The organism is Pseudomonas sp. Tav-5-1A (assembly GCF_055755055.1).
The window spans coordinates 5,513,886-5,539,705 of record NZ_CM146901.1; the positions used below are offsets into that span (position 1 = coordinate 5,513,886).

The 25,820-nt window shown below is 63.5% G+C and carries 20 protein-coding genes; 7 read left to right on the plus strand and 13 right to left on the minus strand.

Translation table 11 applies throughout. The features are described 5' to 3' along the window. Positions 1-171: 171 nt before the first annotated feature. On the minus strand, positions 172-1,602 hold the full coding sequence (locus AC0J42_RS25370) for a pyridine nucleotide-disulfide oxidoreductase (protein ID WP_473004377.1): 1,431 nt from the start codon (positions 1,600-1,602) through the stop codon (positions 172-174). A gap of 533 nt (positions 1,603-2,135) precedes the next feature. Between AC0J42_RS25370 and AC0J42_RS25375 the strand changes: the two genes are divergently transcribed. Continuing rightward, positions 2,136-2,309 carry a hypothetical protein gene (locus AC0J42_RS25375; protein ID WP_473004378.1) on the plus strand — a complete coding sequence of 58 codons (174 nt, stop codon included), beginning with the start codon at positions 2,136-2,138 and terminating at the stop codon, positions 2,307-2,309. Here AC0J42_RS25375 and AC0J42_RS25380 read toward each other — a convergent pair. Next, positions 2,293-3,195: a helix-turn-helix domain-containing protein gene (locus AC0J42_RS25380; protein ID WP_473004379.1), complete on the minus strand. Its 903-nt coding sequence runs from the start codon at positions 3,193-3,195 to the stop codon at positions 2,293-2,295. The genes AC0J42_RS25375 and AC0J42_RS25380 overlap by 17 nt on opposite strands. Before the next feature lie 183 nt (positions 3,196-3,378). Here AC0J42_RS25380 and pobA point away from each other — a divergent pair, with 183 nt between their 5' ends. Both pobA and AC0J42_RS25390 read left to right on the plus strand, forming a co-directional pair. Continuing rightward, a complete protein-coding gene (gene pobA, locus AC0J42_RS25385) occupies positions 3,379-4,563 on the plus strand; it encodes a 4-hydroxybenzoate 3-monooxygenase (protein WP_473004381.1) in 1,185 nt (394 codons plus the stop codon). A gap of 82 nt (positions 4,564-4,645) precedes the next feature. Next, the gene (locus AC0J42_RS25390; protein WP_416426696.1) at positions 4,646-6,115 is read left to right on the plus strand and encodes an MDR family MFS transporter; all 1,470 of its coding nucleotides are present in this window, start codon (positions 4,646-4,648) and stop codon (positions 6,113-6,115) included. Positions 6,116-6,254: 139 nt separating this feature from the next. Here the strand turns inward: AC0J42_RS25390 and AC0J42_RS25395 are convergent, their stop codons facing one another. From AC0J42_RS25395 to AC0J42_RS25405, 3 genes are all read right to left on the minus strand, one after another. Next, entirely contained in the window at positions 6,255-7,100 is an 846-nt protein-coding gene (locus AC0J42_RS25395) for a cache domain-containing protein (protein ID WP_416426698.1), read from the minus strand. Positions 7,101-7,148: 48 nt separating this feature from the next. Further along, complete coding sequence (locus AC0J42_RS25400) at positions 7,149-8,033, minus strand: DMT family transporter (protein WP_416426700.1); 885 nt, start codon at positions 8,031-8,033, stop codon at positions 7,149-7,151. Between the two features lie 138 nt (positions 8,034-8,171). After that, positions 8,172-8,804: a TetR family transcriptional regulator gene (locus AC0J42_RS25405; RefSeq protein ID WP_416426702.1), complete on the minus strand. Its 633-nt coding sequence runs from the start codon at positions 8,802-8,804 to the stop codon at positions 8,172-8,174. A 247-nt stretch (positions 8,805-9,051) separates the two neighbouring features. On the opposite strand from AC0J42_RS25405, the gene AC0J42_RS25410 reads away from it, so the two are divergent. From AC0J42_RS25410 to AC0J42_RS25425, 4 genes are all read left to right on the plus strand, one after another. Then, on the plus strand, positions 9,052-10,203 hold the full coding sequence (locus AC0J42_RS25410) for an efflux RND transporter periplasmic adaptor subunit (RefSeq protein WP_416426704.1): 1,152 nt from the start codon (positions 9,052-9,054) through the stop codon (positions 10,201-10,203). A gap of 3 nt (positions 10,204-10,206) precedes the next feature. After that, positions 10,207-13,380, plus strand: a complete 3,174-nt coding sequence (locus tag AC0J42_RS25415; protein ID WP_473004383.1) for an efflux RND transporter permease subunit — start codon at positions 10,207-10,209, stop codon at positions 13,378-13,380. Further along, entirely contained in the window at positions 13,377-14,834 is a 1,458-nt protein-coding gene (gene adeC, locus AC0J42_RS25420; RefSeq protein ID WP_473004384.1) for an AdeC/AdeK/OprM family multidrug efflux complex outer membrane factor, read from the plus strand. Before AC0J42_RS25415 ends, adeC begins: the two co-directional genes overlap by 4 nt. Before the next feature lie 481 nt (positions 14,835-15,315). Further along, positions 15,316-16,578 (plus strand): OprD family porin, encoded by a 1,263-nt coding sequence (locus AC0J42_RS25425; protein ID WP_416426707.1) that lies wholly within the window; start codon positions 15,316-15,318, stop codon positions 16,576-16,578. A gap of 29 nt (positions 16,579-16,607) precedes the next feature. On the opposite strand, the gene AC0J42_RS25430 is transcribed toward AC0J42_RS25425, so the two are convergent. From AC0J42_RS25430 to pcaR, 8 genes are all read right to left on the minus strand, one after another. Continuing rightward, positions 16,608-16,838 (minus strand): hypothetical protein, encoded by a 231-nt coding sequence (locus tag AC0J42_RS25430; RefSeq protein WP_473004385.1) that lies wholly within the window; start codon positions 16,836-16,838, stop codon positions 16,608-16,610. A gap of 633 nt (positions 16,839-17,471) precedes the next feature. After that, positions 17,472-17,864, minus strand: a complete 393-nt coding sequence (gene pcaC / locus AC0J42_RS25435; protein WP_027976947.1) for a 4-carboxymuconolactone decarboxylase — start codon at positions 17,862-17,864, stop codon at positions 17,472-17,474. 17 nt (positions 17,865-17,881) lie between these two features. Beyond that, the gene (gene pcaD, locus AC0J42_RS25440) at positions 17,882-18,676 is read right to left on the minus strand and encodes a 3-oxoadipate enol-lactonase (RefSeq protein WP_473004386.1); all 795 of its coding nucleotides are present in this window, start codon (positions 18,674-18,676) and stop codon (positions 17,882-17,884) included. An 11-nt stretch (positions 18,677-18,687) separates the two neighbouring features. Further along, a complete protein-coding gene (locus tag AC0J42_RS25445) occupies positions 18,688-20,052 on the minus strand; it encodes a 3-carboxy-cis,cis-muconate cycloisomerase (RefSeq protein ID WP_473004388.1) in 1,365 nt (454 codons plus the stop codon). 48 nt (positions 20,053-20,100) lie between these two features. Then, complete coding sequence (locus AC0J42_RS25450; protein WP_473004389.1) at positions 20,101-21,390, minus strand: MFS family transporter; 1,290 nt, start codon at positions 21,388-21,390, stop codon at positions 20,101-20,103. Positions 21,391-21,525: 135 nt separating this feature from the next. Further along, on the minus strand, positions 21,526-22,731 hold the full coding sequence (gene pcaF, locus AC0J42_RS25455; RefSeq protein WP_416426713.1) for a 3-oxoadipyl-CoA thiolase: 1,206 nt from the start codon (positions 22,729-22,731) through the stop codon (positions 21,526-21,528). Positions 22,732-22,972: 241 nt separating this feature from the next. Further along, the gene (pcaK, locus tag AC0J42_RS25460; RefSeq protein ID WP_416426714.1) at positions 22,973-24,319 is read right to left on the minus strand and encodes a 4-hydroxybenzoate transporter PcaK; all 1,347 of its coding nucleotides are present in this window, start codon (positions 24,317-24,319) and stop codon (positions 22,973-22,975) included. 265 nt (positions 24,320-24,584) lie between these two features. Beyond that, positions 24,585-25,427, minus strand: a complete 843-nt coding sequence (gene pcaR / locus AC0J42_RS25465) for a pca regulon transcriptional regulator PcaR (RefSeq protein ID WP_416426716.1) — start codon at positions 25,425-25,427, stop codon at positions 24,585-24,587. Positions 25,428-25,820 lie beyond the last annotated feature (393 nt).

A 25,820-nucleotide genomic window follows, 5' to 3' on the forward strand; every position in this document is an offset into this window, starting at 1 on the left:
TGCGGCAGCTGCTACGCGAAATCCTGTGCACACCGCACCTGTAGCAGCGGCCGCAGGCCGCGTCCCGGGCAACGCGATCTTTCACGCTTACCGCAGCGGGGCCGGACGCCGCCTGCGGCAGCTGCTACGGGCAAAAAAAAGGGCGAACCCGGTTGGGTTCGCCCTTGGTTGTCACGATGCCGCTTCTGCCCAATCACTGCCCGACGACCGCTCGGGCCAGCCACTGACCATTTCCAACTGTGCATGCACCACCGTCGCCGGTGGGCTGGCGAGGTCGGCCAGGCGCTGCAGCACCGCATCGATCACCACGCGGCTGGCGTCATGGTGGAATTGCCAGACGCCGTAGATCCGCCCGCTGAACGACGGTTCACTGCCCAGCAGCGGGTCGACACCCAGCCCCGAGCCCAGCCCGAACAGGTGCAGCCCGTGCAGCCGCCGCCCACCCTGGTCGCACGGGCAGCCGCTGGGGTCGGAGTCCAGGCCCCCAGTCACCTGGCGCAGCTCGATGGCGGTGCCATCCATGCGCCGCAGCTGTGGCAGCAGCGGTTGGTAACCGGTGCATTGCATCACCACCGCGGCAGTGCGCAGCACTTCACTGGCTGCGCGCATCTGTTCCACGTCACTGCCGTCGGTCTGCAGCAGCCGGGCACGCACCGAAGTGCCACCTACCACGCCGCGCTCCAGCACTTCCCGGCCCACGACCAGGGCCCGGTAGCGCAGGCCACCGGAACGGTTGACCCGGCCGGAAATCGGGCACACGTCCGCGACCGGATCAAACGCGTAGCCGTTGGCCCGCGCTTGCTCGACGCTCTCGTAGAACAGCCGGATGGACGAGCGATGGATCAGGTTCACCTGCGCAAGGCCCAGCGGTTCCAGTGCCACGGCGATGTTTTCCAGCATCGAGAAGGCGCTGTGGGAGCCACCGATCACGCTGAAACTACCGCCCTGGGCCACCGTCGTGGCAAAGGTGGCGCGCAGCGCCCGGGGCGTCAGCCGCAACAGGCTGTCGGCGCTGTGGATCGCCCTGGCCGGCGGCAACGTCAGGCCTTGGGCCGCAAGGCCGTTGAGCAGATTGTGCGGATCCTGGCGCCCGCCCAGGTTGAGCACCAGCGCGTGGCTGCGGATGCACTGTTTCTGGCCGCGGTGTTCCACCCAGATGTGATACTCGTCACGGTCGTGGAACACCTCGGTGATCAGTGTCTCGCTCCACAATTGCACGCTGTAGCGCGCCACGATGTGATCGAGCACCAGCTGCGAGGCTTCCAGCAGCAGTTCACCCACCTGCGACAGCAGCGGTGCCTCCTGGGCCTGGTCGCGGATACGCCAGTACGCCGGCGAGGCCTGCAGCGGCGCGAACACTTCAGCCATCGCCGGGTCGCGCAGGCAGTCCAGGAACACGTCACCCACCGAGTTGGCGGTGATTTGATATTCCCCCAGGCGCCCAATGCCAGGCGTGGCGCTGGCATCGACGATAATCAACCCATATTGCGCCAGTTCAGCAATGGTTCCAGTGCGCACGGCATTGAATAGCAGCCCCATGCCCGCAGGCCCGGCGCCACCCACTACGCAGCCGGTGGAAGTTTCCAGGTATTTTCCATACATGATGTGACCCCTTTGCATGGGACGGCGCCAGGCGCGCGCATGCTTCCGTTGAGGGAGCTTATTGTTGATAAAAAGCGGACGAACGCCGGCCACCCGTCAAAGTGCTGACGGCAAAGGGCGTGTCCAAAGGTATGAGAAGTTGCAGCGATCGAGCCCTGGCGCGCGGGTCAAAGCTACCGCACAGAAACGCTCTGGGATCAGTTGGGACGCGGGTTTCGAGAAACAATGCACTACTGGATGGCTACCAGAGAAGGCCCATAGCCATGAGTCGATAGTTCCAGAGTTGGACCACACGTGTCAATTTAAAGTAACACATTCACAGATGAGTTATTGGATCATATAACTGTTTGTTTTGTGGTCGATTTTAATTTCCAAGATTCTTTTTAGAAGTAAAAAGATGGTTCCTGATAGCAAATTAGTCCGTATCAGCCTTTACACGTAAACGTACTTTGTGTAGACGCCGGGCACCGCCTTGAACCTTGATCTAGACTGATTGATGCATACCCCCTCCCTTCATGGCAAAGGTGAGTGCAATGATCATTACAACAAGAAACTACCTGATGACTCTGCTGATCATCCTCGCCGCCGCGCTCTACGCCACGGCAGCCTGGCGAGTGGAAGAGGCGCGCAACGTCCCGCGCATCGAGCTCAGTTGCAGCGACACCATGTGCCTGCCCCACTCGGGCAACTTCAACGCGATGCGCTGAGTTCGGCCGGCAGGCTGCCCGCCAGGCGAAACGCCCTCGGCGACACGCCCGCCAGGCGGCGGAAGAAGCGTGAGAAATACGCCGGGTCGGCGAAGCCCAGGCTGTCCGACACCTGGCTGACCGTCATGCTGGTGTAGATCAGGTTGCGCTTGGCTTCCAGCAACAGCCGCTGGTGAATGATCTGTAGCGCCGATTGCCCGGCCAGTTCCCGGCACACGTTGTTGAGGTGGGCCACTGACAGCCCGGCGGCATGGGCCAGCGCCTCGACGCTGGGCTGCTGGCGAAACCGCGTTTCCACCAGCCGCGTGAAACCGTTGAAATACTCTCGCCCGCGCTCCACCGTCTGCCCGGCGCGGCTGCGCTGGATCATCTGGCGGCTGACCCACACCACAATCATGTTGATCAACGAGTGCAGGGCCAAATCCCGGCCTGGATGGTCCTCGGCGTACTCGCGCTGCACGGCCGACACCAGGGTGTTGAGGTAGTCCCGGTCCGCGCCGGCGCCGAAGGTGGCCGGCGCCATCAGCACCTCGCCCGCGGCGCCCAGCAAGGTTTTCAGCTCACTGACCAGCGGTGCGGCGAGGGTGATGACGTGGCCGTCGATGTCCTCGGAAAAGCGAAAGCCGTGGACGAACAGTGGCGGCACCACCTGCAGGGTCGACTCGGCAATCAGCCGGCGCTGGCCCTCCACCTCGATCTCGGCCTGGCCGGCGTGTACGTACAGCAGCTGGCACAGATCAGCGTGGCGGTGCGGCTGGATTTCCCAGTGGTACAGGCGGCTGCGCTTGGGGATGGTCTCGCAATGCAGCAGGTCGGGGGTCAGCCAGTCCTGGCCCTCGCCGTAGAGCTTGAACACCGGAATGGGTGGCGCGGCAGGCCGTGACATCGTGACGCACTCCAGGACGCGAATTTCACTCGATAATCGCACCGATTAGCGAAAAGTACAAAATAACGCGCGATTTTCACCTTCCTGACCCGGCGTTTGAAGCGAAAAATGCAGGCACTCCAATCATAAAAACACTTCGCAAGCCGCCCTCGGGCCCTGCGAACCTTGCCTGGGATGATAACAATGAAGACTCAAGTCGCCATTATCGGCGCCGGTCCCTCCGGCCTCCTGCTCGGCCAATTGCTGCACAAGGCCGGCATCGACAACGTGATTGTCGAACGCCAATCCCCCGACTACGTGCTCAGCCGCATCCGCGCCGGCGTGCTGGAACAAGGCATGGTCGACCTGCTGCGCAAGGCCGGTGTCAGCGCCCGCATGGACGCCGAAGGCCTGGTGCACACCGGGTTCGAACTGGCGTTCAATGGCCGCCGCGCGCATATCGACCTCAAGACCCTGACCGGCGGCAAGACCGTGATGATCTACGGCCAGACCGAAGTCACCCGAGACCTGATGGCTGCCCGCCAGGCCTGCGGCGCGCAGACCGTCTACGAAGCCAGCAACGTACGCCCCCACGACATGAAGGGCGAGGCGCCGTACCTCACTTACGAGAAAGACGGCCAGGTGCACCGCCTGGACTGCGACTACATCGCCGGCTGCGACGGCTTCCACGGCGTGGCGCGGCAAGCCATCCCGGCCGACTCGATCAAGACCTTCGAACGCGTCTACCCGTTCGGCTGGCTGGGCATCCTCGCCGACACGCCGCCAGTCAACGAAGAGCTGGTGTACGCCAACCACGAACGCGGCTTCGCCCTGTGCAGCATGCGCTCGGAAACCCGCACCCGTTACTATGTGCAGGTGAGCGCCGAGGAGAAGGTCGAGGACTGGTCCGACGAGCGCTTCTGGAACGAACTCAAGGCCCGCCTGCCTGCGGACCTCGCCGAGCGTCTGGTGACTGGCCCGTCCATCGAGAAGAGCATCGCGCCGCTGCGCAGCTTCGTGGTGGAGCCCATGCAGTACGGGCGCATGTTCCTGGTCGGCGACGCCGCGCACATCGTCCCGCCCACCGGCGCCAAGGGCCTGAACCTGGCGGCCAGCGACGTCAGCACGCTGTTCGACATCCTGTGCAAGGTCTACGGCGAAGGCCGCACCGACCTGCTGGCCAAGTACTCGGAAGTCTGCCTGCGCCGGGTATGGAAGGCCGAGCGCTTCAGCTGGTGGATGACCTCGGTGCTGCACAAATTCCCCGACACCGACGACTTCAGCCAGCGCATCCAGCAGACCGAACTGGACTACTACGTAGGCTCCGAGGCCGGGCGCAAGACCATCGCCGAGAACTACGTTGGTTTGGCCTATGAAACAATCGAATAGAACACATAGCTAGCTATCTAGTAGACTGGGGGGACTTTCCCCCCGGTGCTGCCGGGGTTTCTCTGCCTTGCAGGCCTGCCCCGTGACCAACCTCAACCACCCCCAACCTGCCCTGCGCAGCATCCTCATCTCGTTGATGCTGGCGATTTTCCTCGGCGCCCTCGACCAGACCATCGTCGCCGTGTCGATGCCGGCCATCTCCGCCCAGTTCCATGACGTCAACCTGCTGGCCTGGGTCATCTCCGGCTACATGGTGGCCATGACCGTGGCCGTGCCTATCTATGGCAAGTTCGGCGACCTGTACGGGCGCCGCCGCATGATCCTCATCGGCCTGGGCCTGTTCACCGGTGCCTCGCTGTTCTGCGCCATGGCCCAGAGCATGGAGCAGCTGGTGCTGGCGCGGATCATCCAGGGCATCGGCGCCGGCGGCATGGTCTCGGTGAGCCAGGCGATCATCGGCGACTTCGTGCCGCCCCGCGAACGCGGGCGCTACCAGGGCTACTTCAGCAGCATGTACGCGGCGGCCAGCGTCGCCGGCCCGGTGCTGGGCGGGTACATGACCGAGTACCTGTCGTGGCGCTGGATTTTCCTGCTGAACCTGCCCCTGGGCCTGGGTGCGTGGTTGTACGCCCGCCAGGTGCTGCGCGGCCTGGCGGTGAACCGTCGGCAGCCGGTGATCGATTACCTGGGCACGATGCTGATGATCGTCGGCCTCACCTCGCTGCTGCTGGGCATCACCGAACTGGGCCAGGGCCGCGGCCTGGGCGAGGCGCCCGTATGGGGCACGCTGCTGCTGGCAGTGGTGGCCCTGAGCCTGTTCGTGCGCCATGAACGGCGCGCGCCGGAACCGCTGTTGCCCATGCACCTGTTTGCCATTCGCCCGGCGGTGCTGTGCTGGTGCACGGTATTCTTCACCGCGTTCCAGGCCATTTCGCTGTCGGTGCTGATACCGCTGCGCTTCCAGACCGTGACCGGTGCCGGCGCCGACAGCGCGGCACTGGACGTGCTGCCATTGGCCATCGGCCTGCCCATCGGCGCCTTCCTGGGCGGGCGCACCACGGCGCGCACCGGCTACTACAAACCGGTGATCCTCACCGGCGCGGTGCTGATCCCCCTGGGTATCCTGGGCCTGGCCTTCACCCCACCGGACTGGCTGCTGCTCAGTGGCGCGTTCATGCTGCTGACCGGCTTCGGCGCCGGCCTGCAATTCCCCACCTCGCTGGTAGGCGCGCAGAACGCGGTGCAGCAGAAGGACATTGGCGTGGGCACCAGCACCACCAACCTGTTCCGCTCCCTGGGCGGGGCCATGGGCGTGGCGTGCATGTCGGCGCTGCTGCTGGCCTTGCTGCATGGGCTGGACCTGGGCCCCGATGGCGCCTCGGGCGATGCCTTGCTGGCCAGCCTGCACGCCAGCAGCGGTGCGGCCCAGGAGGCCTTGCGCGGCAAGCTGCTGGAGACCTTCCGGGTGCTGTTGCTGGGCAGCGCGGCCATCTCGGTGTTGGGCCTTGGGGCGGCGCTGGCGATGCCCAACGCCATCTTGCGCGGGCGCTAATGCCGCCCCTCATCAAACCCCTGTAGCCGCTGCCGCCAGGCTGCGCTGGCCCTGAGCCTCACTGGAGATTTTCAGCGTATTCACGGGCCAGCGCAGCCTGCCGGCAGCGGCTACAACGACATCGCGTACGGCAGCAACATCAACGGCTGTAATAGCCGACAGCAACCATCACCAGCCCCACCTTGCGCACATACACGTGCTTGTCTTCCACGTGGCTGGTCACCGGGTTGCGCCAACGGTAGTCGTACTCGCCGCTGTCCTGTTTGGCCATCAGCGCCAGGATCGGCTCGCCCACCGGCTTGCCGTCGGGGTCGCGCACGGTGGTGAAGTCCACGCCCACCAGCCGCTGGTTGGTGCCGTGGGCCACGTAGCGGTGGCTGTTGAGGTCGACGACGAACACGTACAGGTCATCCTGCAGGAAGCCGCCCTTGAGGTTGTTGATGTCCTGCACAGTCTGTTTCTGGTCGCTCTTGATGGCGGCCACGGCCTTGTCCAGCAGGGCCTGGGCCTGTTGCGGCGAGGCGCGCGGCAGGTAGTAGCCCACGGCAAGGATGCGGTTGCCGATGCGCTGGTAGAACACGCGCTTGCGCTCCACGCGGCCGTCCTGCCAGTTCTGCCATTTGTATTCGGTCTGCTGGATGCCGTTGGCCTCAGGGATGTTCACCGCCTGCTTGAACGCCTGCTGCAGGTCGGGGCCGATGACGTCATTGACGTTGCGCCCGATCAGCGCCGCCGACGGGCCACCGCTGGCAAGCATCACGCCTTGGGTGTCGACCACGAACACGTAGCGGTCGCCGTCGATGAACTGCCCCTGGCGGCTGAACGCGGCGAAGGCCTTGTCGCCGTTGTCGTGGTAATAGGCCAGGGCTTTTTCCAGCAGCGCCTTGGCGGCTGCCGCCTCCCTGGCATCGTCGTTGCCCGCGGCCAGCGCCAGCGGCGACAGCACCGCCAACAGCACCAGCAGCCAGCGCCTGAAATCCTTCATGGGCCACACCTCTTGTTGTTGTAATTCCAACAGAGCGTAGCCGCCGATTCAGCGTTTGCGTTGTGCCCAGGCCACCGCCAGGCCACTCAGGCAAATGACCGCGATGCCGGTCAGCGCCCAACTGTCGGGGGTGTGGTCGAAGATCAGGAAGCCATACATGCCGGCGAACAGGATCTGCCCATAGCTGAACGGCGCCAGCATGGCCGGCGGTGCGTGGCGAAACGCCTGGGTCAGCAACAGGTGGCCGAGCATGCCGCAGGTGCCCAGGCCGATCATGAACAGCGCGTGCAGCCAATCGGGGCGCACCCAGAAGAACGGCAATAAAGCTGACATGATCAGCGTGTTGAATATGCCAGCCAGAAAGTTGCTGGTGGTGGGGCTGTCGATATCACTGAGCTTGCGCGTAATCAGCTGATAGAAGCCGAAACACAGCGCTGAACCGAGCGGGTAGAGAATGGCCGGGGTAAACAGGTCTCCCCCCGGCCGCACCACGATCAATACGCCGATAAACCCCGTGAGCACCGCGCCCCATTGGCTGCGGGTAACTCGCTCGCCCAATATCACCACGGACAAGGCAGTGACCAGCAAGGGCGCGAGGAAGTTGACCGAAGTGGCCTCGGCCAACGGGATATACCGCAGGCCAGTGGTAAACAGCAGGCTGGTACCAATCAGGCACAAGGCGCGGACCAATTGCAGCCCCGGGCGCTTGGTACGAATAACGCTGGAAAGGCCAGTGCGTGGCACAAATACCACCAGCATCAATAAGGTATGAACCAGATAACGCGCCCATACCACCATGACAATGGGGTAGATACCGGAGAGGAATTTCGACAAGGCGTCGTGGCTGGCAAACAGTAGTGTCGCGAGGCAGATCAGGCCGATGCCCTTGAGGGGCTGGTCATTGCGGTCCAGCAGGTTGGTCTGCGAAGTCATTCACACGCTCGGCGCCAAAACAGAAAATACTTAGCCGGCTAACTATCCAAACCCAGGTTGAACGTGGATAATGGCACACAGCCAATAATTATTAATTCTGCTATCAGCTTATACGTTGATACAACTGGAATCACACTTTCATTTGCGCAGCGCCGGGCTCAGGCGCAGCATATCGAAACATGCGTCAACCCATTTTTCGGCCTGCTGATTCAGGTCAAAACTATCTGGCACCAACAACCACTGCCCCAGCATGCCGTCAATATAGGCATGCAAGACCACCGCGGCGCGAGCGGTATCCAGGTCTTCGGGCAACTGCCCGCGGTTGACCGCGTTGCGCAGGGACAAATCGATACGCACGTTGCAGTCCAGGCTGGCAGCTTGACGCTGGCGCCGAATGTCACACATCTCGTCGGTGAACTCGCATTTATGGAACATGATCTCGTTGATGCGCCGCGTGCTGGGGTCCAGCGCCACTTGCTGGAACAAATGCACCAGCAACTTGTGCATGCAGCCCAACGGGTCGAGTTCCTCTTCACTCTCACTGGCCCGCGCCAGTTCGTCCAACGGTTCATGGAGGGAATCGAGCATCGCCTGCACCAGGTCAGCCTTGTTGCTGAAATGCCAATAGATGGCACCGCGGGTCACGCCCGCCAGCGCCGCGATGTCGGCCAGGGTGGTGCGCGCCACGCCACGCTCGTAGAAAGCGTTCTGGGCAGCTTCCAGAATCTGGTTCCGCGTCTCCTGGGCTTCCTCTTTAGTACGTCGGACCATGGCAGTAAAAACCTCTTTCGGGGGCCCCGCTGTGTTCGGCAGTCGGGGTCGGGACGGTGCGGCGTTTGTGTGCCTGCTACCGCGCTTGCTGAATCGTACCCGTAAGGCGTTTTCAGGGACCTTCGGGTGTTTACAAACAACCATGAATGTAAGTATATTCGTTAGTAAGCTACTAATCTAGTAGCACCTCTTTTTTGCCATTCCACTATTCTTGAGCATTCACAGTGCTCCTGACCCGAGGATCTTCATGCAATTCAAGCCAGCTGTTACCGCTCTGGTTTCCGCCGTCGCCCTGGCCACTTTGCTCAGCGGCTGTAAAAAGGAAGAGGCGGCCCCCGCCCCACAAACTCCTCAGGTCGGCGTCGTAACCCTGCAACCACAAGCCTACACACTGACCTCCGAACTGCCGGGCCGCACCACTGCCTTCCGTGTGGCTGAAGTCCGTCCTCAGGTCAATGGCATCATTCTCAAGCGCCTGTTCACCGAAGGCTCGGACGTCAAGGCCGGCCAGCAGCTGTACCAGATCGACCCGTCGGTGTACGAGGCCACCCTGGCTAGCGCCCAGGCCACCCTGCAGGCATCCAAGTCGCTGGCTGATCGCTACAAGCAGTTGATCAACGAGCAGGCCGTGAGCCGCCAGGAATACGACAACGCCCGTTCCACGCAATTGCAGAACGAAGCGGCGCTGATGACTGCGCAGATCAACATGAAGTACACCAAGGTCTACGCACCGATCACCGGCCGCATCGGCCGTTCGGGCGTGACCGAAGGCGCCCTGGTCACCAGCGGCCAGACCGACGCCATGGCGACCATCCAGCAGTTGGACCCAATCTACGTTGACGTGACCCAGTCTTCGGCGGAGATTCTGAAGTTGCGCCGCGAACTGGCCAGCGGCGCCCTGCAGAAGGCCGGTGACAACGCCGCCAAGGTCAAGCTGACCCTGGAAGACGGCAGCACCTACGCCCAGGAAGGCAAGCTGGAGTTCTCGGAAGTGTCGGTCGACGAAACCACCGGTTCCGTCACCCTGCGCGCCGTGTTCGCCAACCCAGACCACACCCTGCTGCCGGGCATGTTCGTGCACGCCCAGCTGGAAGCCGGCGTTGCCGCCCAGGCCATCCTGGCGCCGCAACAAGGCGTGACCCGCGACCTGAAAGGCACCCCGACCGCACTGGTGGTGAATGCCGACAACAAGGTCGAGCTGCGTGAGCTGAAAGCCAGCCGCACCGTCGGCACCCAGTGGCTGGTGGAAGATGGCCTGAAGGCCGGTGACCGCGTGATCACCGAAGGCCTGCAGTACGTCAAGCCAGGCATCGAGGTCAAGGCGACCGAAGCGACCAACGTCAAACCTGCGAACCCTGCCCCCGCCACCAATGCGTCCGCAGGCGGCAAAGGGGAGTAAACCATGTCGAAATTCTTTATCGACCGTCCGATTTTCGCCTGGGTAATTGCCCTGGTGATCATGCTGGTCGGTGCTCTATCGATCCTCAGCCTGCCGATCAACCAGTACCCGGCGATCGCGCCACCGGCCATCGCCATCCAGGTAACCTACCCAGGCGCCTCTGCACAGACCGTGCAGGACACCGTGGTGCAGGTGATCGAGCAACAGCTCAACGGTATCGACAACCTGCGTTATGTCGCCTCGGAAAGTAACTCCGACGGCAGCATGACCATTACCGCCACCTTCAACCAGGGCACCAACCCTGACATCGCCCAGGTCCAGGTGCAGAACAAGCTGAACCTGGCGACCCCGCTGCTGCCGCAAGAAGTGCAGCAACAGGGTATCCGCGTGACCAAGGCGGTGAAGAACTTCCTGATGGTGGTGGGCCTGGTGTCCACCGACAACAGCATGACCAAGGACGACCTGAGTAACTACATCGTCTCCAACATGCAGGACCCCATCTCGCGTACCTCGGGCGTGGGTGACTTCCAGGTGTTCGGTGCCCAGTACGCCATGCGTATCTGGCTCGACCCGGCCAAGCTGAACAAGTACCAACTGACCCCGGGCGACGTCTCCACCGCCATCTCGGCGCAGAACGTGCAGGTGTCCTCCGGCCAGCTGGGCGGCCTGCCTGCGGTAGCCGGCCAGGAGCTGAACGCCACCATCATCGGCAAGACCCGCCTGCAGACGGCCGAGCAGTTCCGCAACATCTTCCTGAAGGTCAACACCGACGGTTCCCAAGTGCGCGTAGGCGATGTCGCCGAAGTGGGCCTGGGCGGTGAGAACTACAGTATCGATGCGCAGTTCAACGGTGCTCCGGCCTCCGGCCTGGCCATCAAGCTGGCCACCGGCGCCAACGCCCTGGACACTGCCAAGGCCATCCGCCAGACCATCGCCGACCTGGAACCCTTCTTCCCGCCTGGCGTGAAGGCCGTGTTCCCGTACGACACCACCCCAGTGGTCACCACCTCGATTCATAACGTGGTGGAAACCCTGGTCGAGGCGATCATCCTCGTGTTCCTGGTGATGTACCTGTTCCTGCAGAACTTCCGCGCCACCATCATCACCACGATGACAGTGCCCGTGGTACTGCTGGGTACCTTCGGTATCCTGGCCGCCGCAGGCTTCACCATCAACACCCTGACCATGTTCGGCATGGTGCTGGCGATCGGCCTATTGGTGGACGACGCCATCGTGGTGGTGGAAAACGTGGAGCGGGTGATGGCCGAGGAAGGCCTGTCACCCAAAGAAGCCACGAAGAAATCCATGGGCCAGATCCAGGGCGCCCTGGTGGGTATCGCCATGGTGCTGTCGGCGGTACTGCTGCCGATGGCGTTCTTCGGCGGCTCCACCGGCGTGATCTACCGTCAGTTCTCCATCACCATCGTCTCGGCCATGGCCCTGTCGGTAATGGTCGCGCTGATCTTCACCCCGGCGCTGTGCGCCACCATGCTCGCGCCCATCAAGAAGGGCGAGGATCACCACAAGCACGGTCGTTTCTTCAACTGGTTCAACCGTACCTTCGACAGCGGCGTGCAGAAGTACGAAGCTGGCGTGGGCCACGTGCTGCGCCGCAAAGTGCCGTACCTGCTGGCCTACGTGCTGATCGTGGTGGGCATGGCGTGGCTGTTCACGCGCATCCCTACCTCGTTCCTGCCGGAAGAAGACCAGGGCGTGATCTTTGCCCAGGTGCAGACCCCGCCAGGCTCCACCGCCCAGCGCACGCAGACCGTCATCGACGACATGCGCAAGTACCTGCTGGACGACGAGAAAGGCGCGGTAAGCTCGGTGTTCACCGTGAACGGCTTCAACTTCGCCGGCCGCGGCCAGAGCTCGGGCATGGCCTTCATCATGCTCAAGCCGTGGGACGAGCGTAACGCCGACAACACCGCTGCCGCACTGTCGGCCCGTGCCCAACAGCACTTCTTCAGCCTGCGCGACGCGATGGTGTTCGCCTTCGTACCGCCTGCGGTACTGGAGCTGGGTAACGCCACCGGCTTCGACATTTACCTGCAGGACCGTGCCGGCATCGGCCACGACAAGCTGATGGAAGCGCGCAACCAGTTCCTGGGCATGGCCGCGCAAAGCAAGATCCTCACGCAGACCCGTCCGAACGGCCTGAACGACGAGCCCCAGTTCCAGTTGGAAATCGACGACGAACGCGCCAGCGCCCAGGGCGTGACCATCGCCGACATCAACACCACCCTGTCGGTGGCGTTGGGTGGCAGCTACGTCAACGACTTCATCGACCGCGGTCGGGTGAAGAAGGTGTACGTGCAGGGCCAGGCGAACTCGCGCATGAACCCTGAAGACCTGAACAAGTGGTACGTGCGCAACAGCGCCGGCACCATGGTGCCGTTCTCGGCCTTCGCCAGCGGCAAGTGGATCTACGGCTCGCCGAAACTGGCCCGCTACAACGGCGTGGAAGGTATCGAGATCCTCGGTTCGCCAGCGCCTGGCTACAGTACCGGTGAGGCCATGGCCGAAGTGGAACGCATTGCCGCCAAGCTGCCCAAAGGCGTGGGCCTGTCCTGGACCGGCCTGAGCTACGAGGAACGCCTGTCGGGTTCCCAGGCTCCGGCGCTGTACGCCATTTCCATGCTGATGGTGTTCCTCTGCCTGGCAGCCTTGTATGAAAGCTGGTCGATCCCGATCGCGGTCATCCTGGTGGTGCCGCTGGGTATCATCGGTGCGCTGCTGGCCACCAGCCTGCGCGGCCTGTCCAACGACGTGTACTTCCAGGTGGGCCTGTTGACCACGGTGGGCCTGGCGGCGAAGAACGCCATTCTGATCGTCGAGTTCGCCAAGGAACTGCATGAGCAGGGCCGCAGCTACACCGAAGCGGCCATCGAGGCTTGCCGGATGCGTCTGCGCCCGATCATCATGACGTCCCTGGCGTTCATCCTGGGTGTTGTGCCACTGGCCATCTCCCACGGCGCCGGCTCGGGCAGCCAGCACGCCATCGGTACCGGCGTGATCGGCGGCATGATCACGGCCACTACCCTGGCGCTGTTCTGGGTACCGCTGTTCTTCGTGTCGGTGTCAGCGCTGTTCGGTGACAAGCGCAAGAAGGATGAGCACGCGTCGCACGAGTCGATCGAATCGACCCAAACCCCACGTAACGAGGCTGGGCAATGAGCAAGTCCCTAGTGTCCATCGCGGTCGCCGCGGCCATCCTCAGCGGCTGCTCGCTGATTCCGGATTACAAGCAGCCGGCCGCGCCTGTGCCGGCCCAGTACCCGCAAGGGCAGGCGTATTCGCCTGCCCAGGCAGCCAGCATGGCCGCCGCCGAGCAGGGCTGGCAGCAGTTCTTCCACGACCAGGCGTTGCAGCAGTTGATCCAGGAATCGCTGGTCAACAACCGTGACCTGAAAGTGGCGATCCTCAACGTGCAGGCCTACCAGGCGCAGTACCGCATCCAGCGTGCGGACCTGTTCCCGGCGGTCAGCGCCAACGCCACCGGCACCCGTGCCCGCACCCCGGCCGACCTGAGCTCTACCGGCAAGGTCGCGGTGGGTGGCGAGTACACCGCCAACCTGGGTATCAGCTCGTACGAGCTGGACCTCTGGGGCCGCGTGCGCAGCCTCAGCCAGCAGGCGCTGGAAACCTACCTGTCCAGCGAGGAAGCCCGCCGCTCCACGCAGATCAGCCTGGTGGCCAGCGTGGCCAACGCCTACTACAGCTGGCAGGCCGACCAAAACCTGCTGAAGCTGACCGAAGACACCCTCAAGGCCTACGAGGAAAGCTACCGGCTGACCTCGCGCAGCAGCGAAGTGGGCGTGTCCTCGGCGCTGGACCTGGCCCAGGCGCGCACCTCGGTGGAAACCGCCAAGGTCAGCCTGAGCAAGTACCAACGCCAAGTGGCCCAGGACGAAAACGCCCTGGTGCTGCTGCTAGGCGGCCCGCTGCCGGCCAACCTGGCCAAGCCGCAACCGCTCGACGGCGACCTGTTGACCGAAGTGCCGGCCGGCCTGCCGTCCGACCTGCTGCAGCGTCGCCCGGACATCCTTGAAGCCGAGCACGCCCTGAAGGCCGCCAACGCCAACATCGGCGCGGCCCGCGCGGCGTTCTTCCCAAGCATCACCCTGACCGCCTCGGCGGGTAGCGCCAGCTCGCAGCTGGGCAACCTGTTCAAGGGTGGCCAGGGCGCCTGGACCTTCGCGCCTTCGATCAACCTGCCGATCTTCAACGCCGGCAGCCTGAAGGCCAGCCTGGACTACGCGAAGATCCAGAAGGACATCAACGTCGCCAACTACGAAAAATCCATCCAGACCGCCTTCCAGGAAGTCTCCGATGGCCTGGCGGCGCGCAAGACCTTCAAGGAACAGCTGCAGGCGCAGAAAGACCTGGTGCAAGCCAACCAGGACTACTACCGCCTGGCAGAGCGCCGCTACCGCATCGGCGTGGACAGCAACCTGACCTTCCTGGACGCCCAGCGCTCGCTGTTCAGCGCCCAGCAGTCGGCCATCAGCGACCGCCTGTCGCAGCTGACCAGCGAGGTCAACCTGTACAAGGCGCTGGGTGGTGGCTGGTACCAGCAGACCGGCGATGCCCAGGCCAAGCAGGACCAGGCTGAAGCACCGAAAAGCTGATAGCTGCCCCGCAACACCCGAAGCCCGCCCTCCCCGGCGGGCTTTTTCATGCCTGGAAGGCGCCGCCCCTCACGTAGCAGCGGCCAAAGGCCGCGTCCAGGGCCCGCCAAAGATGTACGATAACTGATGAATTTCTGTCAATTTTGTCAGAATCAATGTTATAAAACACATGCGCTAACAAAAATGAAGGGGGTTGTGCGGAACTAACAAGTTAGTTAGTGTTCGTTTATCGCCCCGTTTCAGGTGCGACAGATTGATTCACCCCTTGCGACCAAGCACCATCCGCTCAACAGGACCGGTGAAGGAATCGCCAGATCCCGAACACAAAAAACACAATAACAACAGGTAAAGCCACCATGCACACCCTCTCTCCGCTTTCCAGCTGACCCACCCGCAACGCCAGAACTGCATGAATCACGACGACTTGAACAACCGTCGCGACGGCCCCCTGTTGCCAATAATTAGAGAGACCAGAACAATAATGAAAGCCATCACTCGCTCGTCCTACGCTCACAGCTTGATCGCCCTGGCCATCGCCGGCTCTTCCCTGCCCGTGATGGCAGACGACACCGGTGGCTTCGTCGAAGACGCCAAGGTCAACCTGACCCTGCGCAACTTCTACTTCGGCCGCAACTTCACCGACGACAAGGCCCCACAAGGCACCCAGGCCGAGTGGACGCAAAACTTCATCCTCGATGCCAAGTCCGGCTTCACCCAGGGCGTGGTCGGCTTCGGCGTCGATGTGTTGGGCCTGTACTCGCAGAAACTCGACGGCGGTGGCGGCACCAGCGGCACCCAGCTGCTGCCCCTGGACAGCAGCGGCAAGGCGGTCGACAACTTCGGGCGCCTGGGCGTGGCAGTGAAGGCCAAGATCTCCAACACCGAACTGAAAGTGGGCGAGTGGATGCCGGTGCTGCCGATCCTGCGCTCGGACGACGGTCGTTCGCTGCCACAGACCTTCCGCGGCGCGCAGATCACCTCCAAGGAAATCACCAACCTGACCCTGTACGGTGGCCAGTTCCGCGACAACAGCCCGCGCAACGACGCGAGCATGCTGCCCATGCAGCTGACCGGCAACACCAGCCACGAGTCCGATCGCTTCAACTTCGCCGGCGCCGAGTACACCTTCAACGACAAGCGCACCCTGGTAGGCGCCTGGTACTCGCAACTGGAAGACATCTACAAGCAGCAATACCTGCAACTGATCCACTCGCAGCCGGTGGGCGCCTGGACCCTGGGGGCCAACCTGGGCTACTTCCACGGCTCCGATGACGGCAGCGCGCTGGACGGCAAGCTGGACAACAACACCTACTCGGCCATGCTCTCGGCCAAGTATGGCGGCAGCACCTTCTACGTCGGCCTGCAAAAACTGACCGGCGACAGCAACTGGATGCGCGTCAACGGCACCAGCGGCGGCACCCTGGCGAACGACAGCTACAACTCCAGCTATGACAACGCCCAGGAACGGTCCTGGCAGCTGCGCCATGACTACAACTTCGCCGCCGTCGGCGTCCCGGGCCTGACCCTGATGAACCGCTACATCCACGGTGACAACATCCACACCGCGACCATCGACGGTGGCAGCGAGTGGGGCCGCGAATCGGAAATTGCCTACACCTTCCAGGAAGGCACCCTGAAAGACCTGAACCTGCGGTGGCGCAACTCGACCATGCGTCGTGACTATGGCACCAGCCAGTTCAACGAGAACCGCGTGATCGTGTCGTACCCGATCAGCATCCTGTAACTCCCGCCGCAACTGCGTCGCCGCTGCCGTCAGGCTGCGGCGACGTTGCGTTTCTGCCCTTCCCCCACATCTCCCCCGCCGCCGACCTGCCGTTGACCTGCCGTTGACCTGCTTTGGCTTTTGCTTTGGCTTTTGATCTGGCTTTTGATCTGGCTTTTGATCTGGCTTTTGATCTGGCTTTTGATCTGGCTTTTGATCTGGCTCTTGATCTTGATCGTATGCCCCGTAAAGCGCCCGGGCCGACTGGAGGCGTCGATCAACGGGCTGCCCGAAGGGCCGAGGCCGCAGGCCGAAGAGACGGTAACCCGCAGGCTTCTATAGCGGGTGCCGTCTGCCCGTTGAGCGGCGCCGGAAGGAGGGGACCCGTAGCGCAGCGGAGGGCCCAAGCAGGGGCAAGCCTTTTTTGCTTACTTTTTGGGGCGACTGCCAAAAAGTGAGTCGGCGTAAGGCCGAAACGGTCGGTGGTCTCGCCGCGAAAATGGATATGTTCAGAATCTCAAAAGCAGGATCGTGAACATATCCATTATCAACAGTGCAGCTGAATCACCTTTCCGCCCTTACGGCGGGTCACTTTTTGACAAACGCCTCAAAAAGTAACCAAAAAAGGCTTGCCCCTGCTTGGTCCCTACGCTTCGCTACGGGTCCCCTCCCTCCGGCGCCGATCAAGCGGACGACGGCCCGGAATAGAAGCGTCTCCGGTTCCGTCTTCCTCGGCTCCGCCTCGGACCGCTTGCTCGGCGCCTCCAGTCGGCCCTGGCGCTTTACGGGGCACACAATCAAGATCAAAGGCCTCACGGGATCAAGATCAAAAACAGCGTGTCCTGCGGCTGCCCGTGGCAAATAAAAAAGGGCGATGATTGCTCATCGCCCTTCTGCTGTTTCAAGCCCCGCGCTTATTCGCGCGACTCAACACCCAACTCATCCCACACCGACTCCGCCAGGTGGAACGTAGCATTAGCCGCCGGAATACCGCAGTAGATCGCGCTCTGCATCAGCACTTCCTTGATCTCCGCGCGAGTCACGCCGTTGTTGGCCGCAGCACGCAGGTGCAGCTTCAACTCTTCATTGCGGTTCATGCCGATCAGCATGGCAATGGTGATCAGGCTGCGAGTGTGGCGCGGCAGGCCCGGACGAGTCCAGATGTCACCCCAGGCGTGGCGGGTGATCATTTCCTGGAACTCACCGTTGAACTCAGTGATGTTGGTCAGGCTGCGGTCCACGTGGGCGTCGCCCAGCACCGCGCGGCGAACTTTCATGCCTTCGTTGTAGCGTTCTTTCTCGTCCACGGATGACTCCTCGACTATCAGTGTTTGGCCAGCAGGAAATCCAGCACGCGCTGGGTGAAGGGTTCGCCAACCTGCACGTTGGACAGGTGCGCCGCATAGAACTCGGCGTATTCGGCGCCCTTGATGTGTTCTTGCAGGAAGCGACCGTCGGCCGGGGTGGTGACCGCGTCGCCGGTGCCGGCGATGACCAGGGTTGGCACCTTGATGGCGCCCAGTTGCTCGCGGAAGTCGGCGTCACGCACCGCGCCGCAGTTGGCCGCGTAGCCCTGGGGCGAGGTGGCAGCCAGCATGTCGGTGATGCGCTTGGCTTCGGCCGGGTTGGCTTCGGCGTAGTCAGGGGTGAACCAGCGCGCGATGGAAGCGTCGCGCAGGGAGACCATGGCCGCCTGGCCGTCGCGCAGGACCATTTCGATGCGCGGGTTCCACACGTCGGGGTTGCCGATCTTGGCCGCGGTGTTGCAGACGATCAGGCGGTGCAGGCGCTCGCTGGCATTGATGCCCAGCCATTGGCCGATCAGGCCGCCCATGGACAGGCCGCAGAAATGCGCGCGCTCGATGTGCAGGGCGTCCAGCAGGGCAATCACGTCGCCGCCCAGTTGCTCGATGCTGTACGGGCCCTCGGTAACCAGGGAACCGCCGTGGCCGCGAGTGTCATAGCGCAACACGCGGAATTGCTGGGTCAGGCCGGCGATCTGCGTGTCCCACATTTCCAGGGACGTGCCCAGGGAGTTGGACATCACCAGCACCGGCGCGTCAGCCGGGCCATCGAGTTGGTAGTTCAGTTCACCATCAGCGAGTTGAATCTTGCCCACAACGGTTCTCCTCAGGCACTAAAACGGGAATGTTCAGCCACGGCACGCTCGACCCAGGTTCGTGCCTGGCCCAAGTAGTGCGCGGGGTCGAGCAGACGATCAAGCTCGTCCGCGGAAAGTTCGGCGGTCACCTTCGGCTCGTCGCCGAGCACGGCGCGCAGGTGGCGCTTTTCGGCCACGGCGCGCTTGCAGCACTGCTCCAGCAGATGGTGCGCGGCGTCGCGGCCCAGGCGCTGGGCCAGGACGATACTGACCGCTTCGGCCAGCACCAGGCCCTGGGTCAGGTCGAGGTTCTTGAGCATGCGCGCGGCGTCCACTTCCAGGCCGTCGGCGAACAGCTGCGCCTGCTCCAGGGCGCCGGCCACCAGGCAGCAGATCTCCGGCAGGGTGTCCCACTCGGCGTGCCACAGGCCCAGGCTGCGCTCGTGCTCCTGGGGCATGGCGGCGAACATGGTGGAGACCAGGCCCGGCACGCGGGTAGCGGCGCCGATCAGCACGGCGGCGCCCACCGGGTTGCGCTTGTGCGGCATGGTCGACGAGCCACCCTTGCCCGGCGCCGAGGGTTCGAAGACTTCGGCGGCCTCGGTCTGCATCAGCAGGCTGACGTCGCGGCCCAGCTTGCCCAGGCTGCCGGCGACTAGGCCCAGCACCGAGGCGAACTCCACCAGGCGGTCGCGCTGGGTGTGCCAGGGTTGCTCGGGCAGGGTCAGTTGCAGCTCTTGGGCCAGGGCTTCAGCCACGGGCATGGCGTTGTCGCCCAGTGCCGCCAGGGAGCCGGAAGCGCCGCCGAATTGCAGCACCAGCAGGCGCGGCTTGAGTTCTTGCAGGCGTTGGCGGCTGCGGGTGACCGCACCCAGCCAGCCGGCTATTTTCATGCCCAGGGTCACGGGCGTGGCGTGTTGCAGCCAGGTGCGGCCCGCCAGTGGCGTGGCCTTGTAGCGCTCGGCCTGGCGCGCCAGGGATTCGCCCAGGGTGGCCAGGCGGGCTTCCAGCAGCTGCAGCGCATCGCGCAATTGCAGCACCAGGCCGGTGTCCATCACGTCCTGGCTGGTGGCGCCCAGGTGCACGTAGCGCTCGGCTTCCGGCGCCTGGCTGGCGATCTGCTTGCCGAGCATTTTCACCAGCGGAATGGCCGAGTTGCCGGCGCTGCAAATGGCCTGGCCCAGCGCCTGGTAATCGTAGCGAGAGGCCTGGCAGGCCGCCTCGATCGGCGCCACCGCTTCAGCAGGAATCACCCCGGCGCGGGCCTCGGCACGGGCCAGGCCCGCTTCGAAATCCAGCATGCCTTGCACGCGGCCACGGTCGCTGAAAATGTCGCGCATGGCATCGGCGCTGAAGTAGGCGTCGAACAGTTGGTTGCTCGGTCTCTCGCTCATAAACCTTCCTTAAAGGCGCGCGCCCGTGTCAGGCGCGCGCTGGCTGGATCAGTGATCGTGATGCAGGTACGACGGCTGCTTGGGCAGGCGCAGGCTGAACAGGAAGGCAATGGCCATCATGATCGTCACGTACCAATAGAACGCGTTTTCGTTGCCGCCGGTCTTGAAGCTCAGGGCGACGAATTCCGCCGAACCACCAAAGATGGCGTTGGCCACGGCGTAGGCCAGGCCCACGCCCAGGGCGCGCACCTGCGGCGGGAACATCTCGGCTTTGACCAGGCCGCTGATCGAGGTGTAGAAGCTGACGATGGCCAGGGCCAGGGTAATCAGCACGAACGCCAGGAACGGGCTGGTCACGGTCTTCAGCACCAGCAGGATCGGCAGGGTGAACAAGGTGCCCAAGGCACCGAACCACAGCATCGAGGCGCGACGGCCGATCTTGTCGGCCAGCATGCCGAACAGCGGCTGCATGCACATATAGAAGAACAGCGCACCGGTCATCACGAAGCTGGAGGTCTTGGCAGACATGCCCGCGGTGTTCACCAGGTACTTCTGCATGTAGGTGGTGAAGGTGTAGAAGATCAGCGAGCCGCCGGCGGTGTAGCCCAGCACGGTGATGAAGGCCGGGGTGTGGTTGCGGAACAGCCCGACGATGCTGCCGGCGTCCTTGTCCTTGCGGGTCTCGGCGCTGGTGGTTTCCTTCAGGGTGCGACGCAGCAGCAGCGAGATCACCGCGGCAATGGCGCCGACCACGAACGGAATGCGCCAGCCCCAGGCACGCAGTTCGTCCTCGCTGAGCACTTGCTGCAAAATCACCACTACCAGCACGGCCAACAATTGGCCGCCGATCAGGGTCACGTACTGGAACGAGGCGAAGAAGCCACGCTGGCCACGCAGGGCCACTTCACTCATATAGGTAGCGGTGGTGCCGTATTCGCCGCCCACCGACAGGCCCTGGAACAGGCGCGCCAACAGCAGCAGGGCCGGGGCCCACAGGCCGATGCTTTCATAGCCTGGCAGGCAGGCGATCACCAGCGAACCGGCGCACATCATCAGCACCGAGATCATCATGGAGTTCTTGCGGCCGTGGCGGTCGGCCACGCGGCCAAAGATCCAGCCGCCGATGGGGCGCATCAGGAAGCCGGCCGCGAACACGCCTGCGGTGTTGAGCAACTGCACGGTGGCATCGGCGGACGGGAAGAAATGCGGTGCGAAGTAAATCGCGCAGAAGGCATACACGTAGAAGTCGAACCATTCGACCAGGTTGCCCGAGGAAGCGCCGACGATTGCAAAGATGCGTTTGCTCCGCTCTTCGCCGGTGTAGTGAGTTGTTGTCATGTTCTTATCACTCGTTAAGGTTGGTACTGGTAAGACATATACCGTAACAACCTCCCTCAACAAAACAATTACCCGAAAGCCCAGCGGCCTTGCGTGGAGGCCGATGGGCGTTTCGGGTAACCGGACTGCTCTGTATCAGACGCGTTCGATGGCCAGTGCCAGGCCTTGGCCAACGCCGACGCACATGGTCGCCAGGCCTTTCTTGCCGCCGGTTTTCTCCAGCTGGTGCAAGGCGGTCATGACGATGCGCGCGCCGCTCATGCCCAGCGGGTGGCCCAGGGCAATGGCGCCGCCGTTGGGGTTGACCTGTGGGGCGTCGTCGGCCAGGCCCAGTTCGCGCATCACTGCCAAACCTTGGCTGGCGAAGGCTTCGTTGAGTTCGATGACGTCGAAATCGTTGACCGCCACGCCCAGGCGCTCGATCAGCTTGCGTACCGCCGGCACCGGGCCGATGCCCATGACGCGCGGGGCAACGCCGGCGCTGGCCATGCCGAGCACCCGGGCACGTGGCTTGAGGCCGTGCTTCTTCACGGCTTCGGCCGAGGCCAGGATCAGCGCGGCGGCGCCGTCGTTGACGCCCGAGGCGTTGCCGGCGGTGACAGTTTTGTCCGGGCCGTTGACCGGCTTGAGCTTGGCCAGGGTTTCCAGGGTGGTGTCGGCGCGTGGGTGCTCGTCGGTGTCGACGATGGTCTCGCCCTTCTTGTGGGCAACGCGCACGGGCACGATTTCCTCGGCGAAGTAGCCGGCGGCCTGGGCGGCGGCGGTGCGCTGTTGGCTGCGCACGGCGAAGGCGTCCTGGTCGGCGCGCGACACCTTGTAGTCGTCGGCGACGTTGTCGGCGGTCTGAGGCATGGCGTCCACGCCGTACTGGGCCTTCATCAGCGGGTTGATGAAGCGCCAGCCGATGGTGGTGTCTTCCAGCTTCATGTTGCGCGAGAAGGCCGCATCAGCCTTGCCCATCACGAACGGGGCGCGGGACATGGACTCGACGCCGCCGGCGATGGCCAGCTCCATTTCGCCGCTGGCGATGGCGCGGAAGGCAGTGCCGATGGCGTCCATGCCCGAGGCGCACAGGCGGTTCAGGGTAACGCCGGGGATGGACTCGGGCAGGCCGGCCAGCAGCAGCGCCATGCGCGCCACGTTGCGGTTATCTTCGCCGGCCTGGTTGGCGCAGCCCAGGAACACTTCGTCCACCGCGTTCCAGTCCACTTGCGGGTTGCGTTCTATCAGGGCCTTGATGGGCGCAGCCGCCAGGTCATCGGCACGCACGGTGGACAGGCCACCGCCAAAACGGCCGATGGGGGTGCGAATCGCGTCGCAGATGAATACTTCACGCATCAATCTTCTCCTGGTAACGGGCCGTGAGCGGTGGCAGCTCAGAATAAAAAAAGGCGCGAGGGGCACGCCGGAATGGGTAGCAGAGTAAGCTGCCGAATTTGTTGAAACAATCCGATAATCGACCTTGTGTGCGATCACCGAACCAATCCTTGCCTTGCTATGCACTTTGTGGGAGCTGGCTTGCCAGCGAGCTTTGGGGCCTCGAAAAGCTCGCTGGCAAGCCAGCTCCCACAAGAATCAACACTCAGGTCGCGTCAGCGTGGCTGACCATGCCTTTGATGACCACGGCCGTGGTGGCCAGCGCCGCCGGGATCACCAGCGCGGTCAGCACCTGTTCGAAGTTCCAGCCCAGGCCCAGCAGGGTCGCGCCCATCCAGGCACCCAGGATGGCGCCGAAGCGGCCGATGCCCAGCATCCACGATACGCCGGTGGCGCGGCCCTGGGTGGGGTAGAAACGCGCGGCCAGCGATGGCATCGCCGATTGCGCGCCGTTCACGCACATGCCCGCCACCAGCACCAGGGTCGCTAGCACGGTGATGTGGCCCAGGCTCTGGCCCACGGCGTAGGCAAACACGCCGGCCAGCAGGTAGAAGGTGCCGATGACCTTGTGCGGGTTGAAACGGTCCATGGCCCAGCCCACGCCCACGGCGCTGAGCACGCCGCCGAACTGGAACAGCGCGCCGATGAAGGCGGCCTGCTCCATGCTGGCGCCGCTGTCACGCATCAGCGTCGGCAGCCAACTGGTCAGCAGGTAGACAATCACCAAGCCCATGAAATAGGTCAGCCACAGCAGCAGGGTGCCGGCGCTGTAGGTGCCCGAGAAGATCACCGCCAGCACGTTGCGGCCCTTCACGGTCTTCTGTTCCGGCACGCTGAAGCTGCCCGCCTCGGCCACTACCGCCGGGGCGATGGGCGCCAGGGTCTTGCGGATGCGGTCGGTGCCACGGTTGCGCACCACCAGGAAGCGCGCCGATTCAGGCAGCCACACCAGCAGCACCACGCCCAGCACGATCGGCAACAGGCCGCCCACCAGCAGCAGGCTGTGCCAGCCGTAGGCCGGGATCAGCTTGGCGGAAATGAAGCCGCCGCCGGCCATGCCCAGGTTGAAGCCGCAGAACATGCTGGTGACCAGCAGCGAGCGGAAGCGCTCGGGCGTGTACTCGGACAGCAGCGTGGTGGCGTTGGGCATGCCGGCGCCCAGGCCCAGGCCGGTGAGGAAACGCAACACCAGCAGTTGATCGACGTTACCGCTGTAGGCCGACGCCAGGCTGAAGGCGCCGAACAGCAGCACCGCGCCGACCAGCACCACCTTGCGGCCGAAGCGGTCGGCCAGCGGGCCGGAGCCCAGGGCGCCGAACACCATGCCGATCAGCGCGGCGCTCATCACCGGGCCGAGGCTGGCGCGGTCGATGCCCCAGTCCTGGGACAGTGCGGGGGCGATGAAGCCCATGGCGGCGGTGTCCAGGCCATCGAGGAAGACAATCAGGAAGCACAGGATGACCACTCGCCATTGGTAGCGAGACAGCGGCTGGGCGTTGATGAAGGACTGCACATCGAGGCAGTTCCCTACAGCGGTTTGGGGACGATTCATTATTTTTATTTCCGCAAGAGACGCGCAAGCGCACGTATGCAGGCACGGGGCCGCATATTCAAAAGAATAGCTGAAAGGGGGTCAGGCTCCGCGGGATCGCAGGCGCACGAAGGGGATCGGAGTCATGGGGTCAACCTCTGCACTTTATTATTGGAAGGGTCGAGTCGGGCTCGACCTGTGCGGGCGACATTAATCAGCAGCGCTGCGCGGCGCAATTCGACAAACGTGGATCTGTGCGTTTATCGAACAGCAACCGCTGGGTGGCTCAGGAGAACAATTGCGCGCTGAGGCCGCGGCTGGCGTTGAGCATGATCGGCAGGATGCGCTGTTCAAGGTCGGTGCGGCTGGCACGGCCGGCGTGGGTGCTGACGTTCAGCGCGGCCAGCACCTGGCCCGAGGCGTCGTACACCGGCACGGCGATGGAGCGCAGGCCCTGCTCCAGTTCCTGGTCGACGATGCACCAGCCCTGCTGGCGCACCAGCTGCAGGCATTCGAGCAGCGCTTCGCGCGATGTCAGGGTGCGGCTGGTCTTGGGCTGCAGCTCGACGTGGTCGAGGTAGTCCTTGAGGGTCACGTCGTCCAGTGCCGCCAGCAGGATGCGGCCCATGGACGTGCAGTAGGCCGGCAGCCGCCCGCCCACCGCCAGGTCCACCGAGATCAACCGCTGGGTGGTGGCGGAACGGGCGATATAAAGGATGTCGTCGCCTTCCAGGGTAGCCATGTTGCAGGCCTCGTGCAGTTGCTCGCTCATGCTGTCCAGGTACGGCTGGGCGGTAACCGCCAGCGGCGTGGACGACAGGTAGGCGTGGCCCAGGGTCAGCACCTTGGGCAGCAGCGAATAGGTGCGCCCGTCGGTGGTGGCATAGCCCAGCTTGATCAGCGTGTGCAGGCAGCGGCGCACGGCTGCACGAGGGATCTCGGTGCGGTGGCTGATCTGGGCGATGGTCAGGTGGCGCTTGCGCTCCTGGAACGCCTGCACCACGGCAAGCCCGCGCGCCAGCGAGGTCATGAAGTCCGGATCGCCGGCGAAGGCCTGGATACGCTTGGCCGGCGACGCCACGATGGGCGGGGCCAGTGAAGTGAATGAATTGCGCAGTTGATCGTTCATTCCGGGTCCTTTGCATGGTCAATCAGTACGACGGGCACCGCTGCCTGAGAAAAAAGCGCTCCCGAAGGGCGATTATCGAACGATTGGCCGATAATCGCAATTGACGATTCGACGGGTTGCTTATACCTTTTCACTGCCACCATGTGGCTTCTTGGAGAGACTGGTCAGGTACCCACCAAAGAAGTCCCAGGCACGGCCTTGCCCAGGCAAGGCCGTTTTTCTTTCCTTGCGGCTGCCCTGGTATGCCCGAAGGCATCTTGCAACAGCGTTGTTGTTCAAACCGTTGTTTATCGCCGTAACAAAAAACACACGAAACTTGCAGATACGTCGTTACCGTGCCGATAGTGTTATCTGCACGGGTTGCTATAATATTTTCCGTAAGCCTCGTGATAG

What these genes read in the sequence shown, in the direction of transcription:
- AC0J42_RS25380 (WP_473004379.1), bottom strand. Translation starts at nt 3,195, where the DNA reads ATGTCACGGCCTGCCGCGCCACCCATTCCGGTGTTCAAGCTCTACGGC.
- AC0J42_RS25445 (WP_473004388.1), bottom strand. Translation starts at nt 20,052, where the DNA reads ATGAGCGAGAGACCGAGCAACCAACTGTTCGACGCCTACTTCAGCGCC.
- pcaR (WP_416426716.1), bottom strand. Translation starts at nt 25,427, where the DNA reads ATGAACGATCAACTGCGCAATTCATTCACTTCACTGGCCCCGCCCATC.
- adeC (WP_473004384.1), top strand. Translation starts at nt 13,377, where the DNA reads ATGAGCAAGTCCCTAGTGTCCATCGCGGTCGCCGCGGCCATCCTCAGC.
- AC0J42_RS25410 (WP_416426704.1), top strand. Translation starts at nt 9,052, where the DNA reads ATGCAATTCAAGCCAGCTGTTACCGCTCTGGTTTCCGCCGTCGCCCTG.
- AC0J42_RS25425 (WP_416426707.1), top strand. Translation starts at nt 15,316, where the DNA reads ATGAAAGCCATCACTCGCTCGTCCTACGCTCACAGCTTGATCGCCCTG.
- AC0J42_RS25395 (WP_416426698.1), bottom strand. Translation starts at nt 7,100, where the DNA reads ATGAAGGATTTCAGGCGCTGGCTGCTGGTGCTGTTGGCGGTGCTGTCG.
- AC0J42_RS25405 (WP_416426702.1), bottom strand. Translation starts at nt 8,804, where the DNA reads ATGGTCCGACGTACTAAAGAGGAAGCCCAGGAGACGCGGAACCAGATT.
- pcaK (WP_416426714.1), bottom strand. Translation starts at nt 24,319, where the DNA reads ATGAATCGTCCCCAAACCGCTGTAGGGAACTGCCTCGATGTGCAGTCC.
- AC0J42_RS25375 (WP_473004378.1), top strand. Translation starts at nt 2,136, where the DNA reads ATGATCATTACAACAAGAAACTACCTGATGACTCTGCTGATCATCCTC.
- AC0J42_RS25415 (WP_473004383.1), top strand. Translation starts at nt 10,207, where the DNA reads ATGTCGAAATTCTTTATCGACCGTCCGATTTTCGCCTGGGTAATTGCC.
- AC0J42_RS25400 (WP_416426700.1), bottom strand. Translation starts at nt 8,033, where the DNA reads ATGACTTCGCAGACCAACCTGCTGGACCGCAATGACCAGCCCCTCAAG.
- pobA (WP_473004381.1), top strand. Translation starts at nt 3,379, where the DNA reads ATGAAGACTCAAGTCGCCATTATCGGCGCCGGTCCCTCCGGCCTCCTG.
- AC0J42_RS25370 (WP_473004377.1), bottom strand. Translation starts at nt 1,602, where the DNA reads ATGTATGGAAAATACCTGGAAACTTCCACCGGCTGCGTAGTGGGTGGC.
- AC0J42_RS25450 (WP_473004389.1), bottom strand. Translation starts at nt 21,390, where the DNA reads ATGACAACAACTCACTACACCGGCGAAGAGCGGAGCAAACGCATCTTT.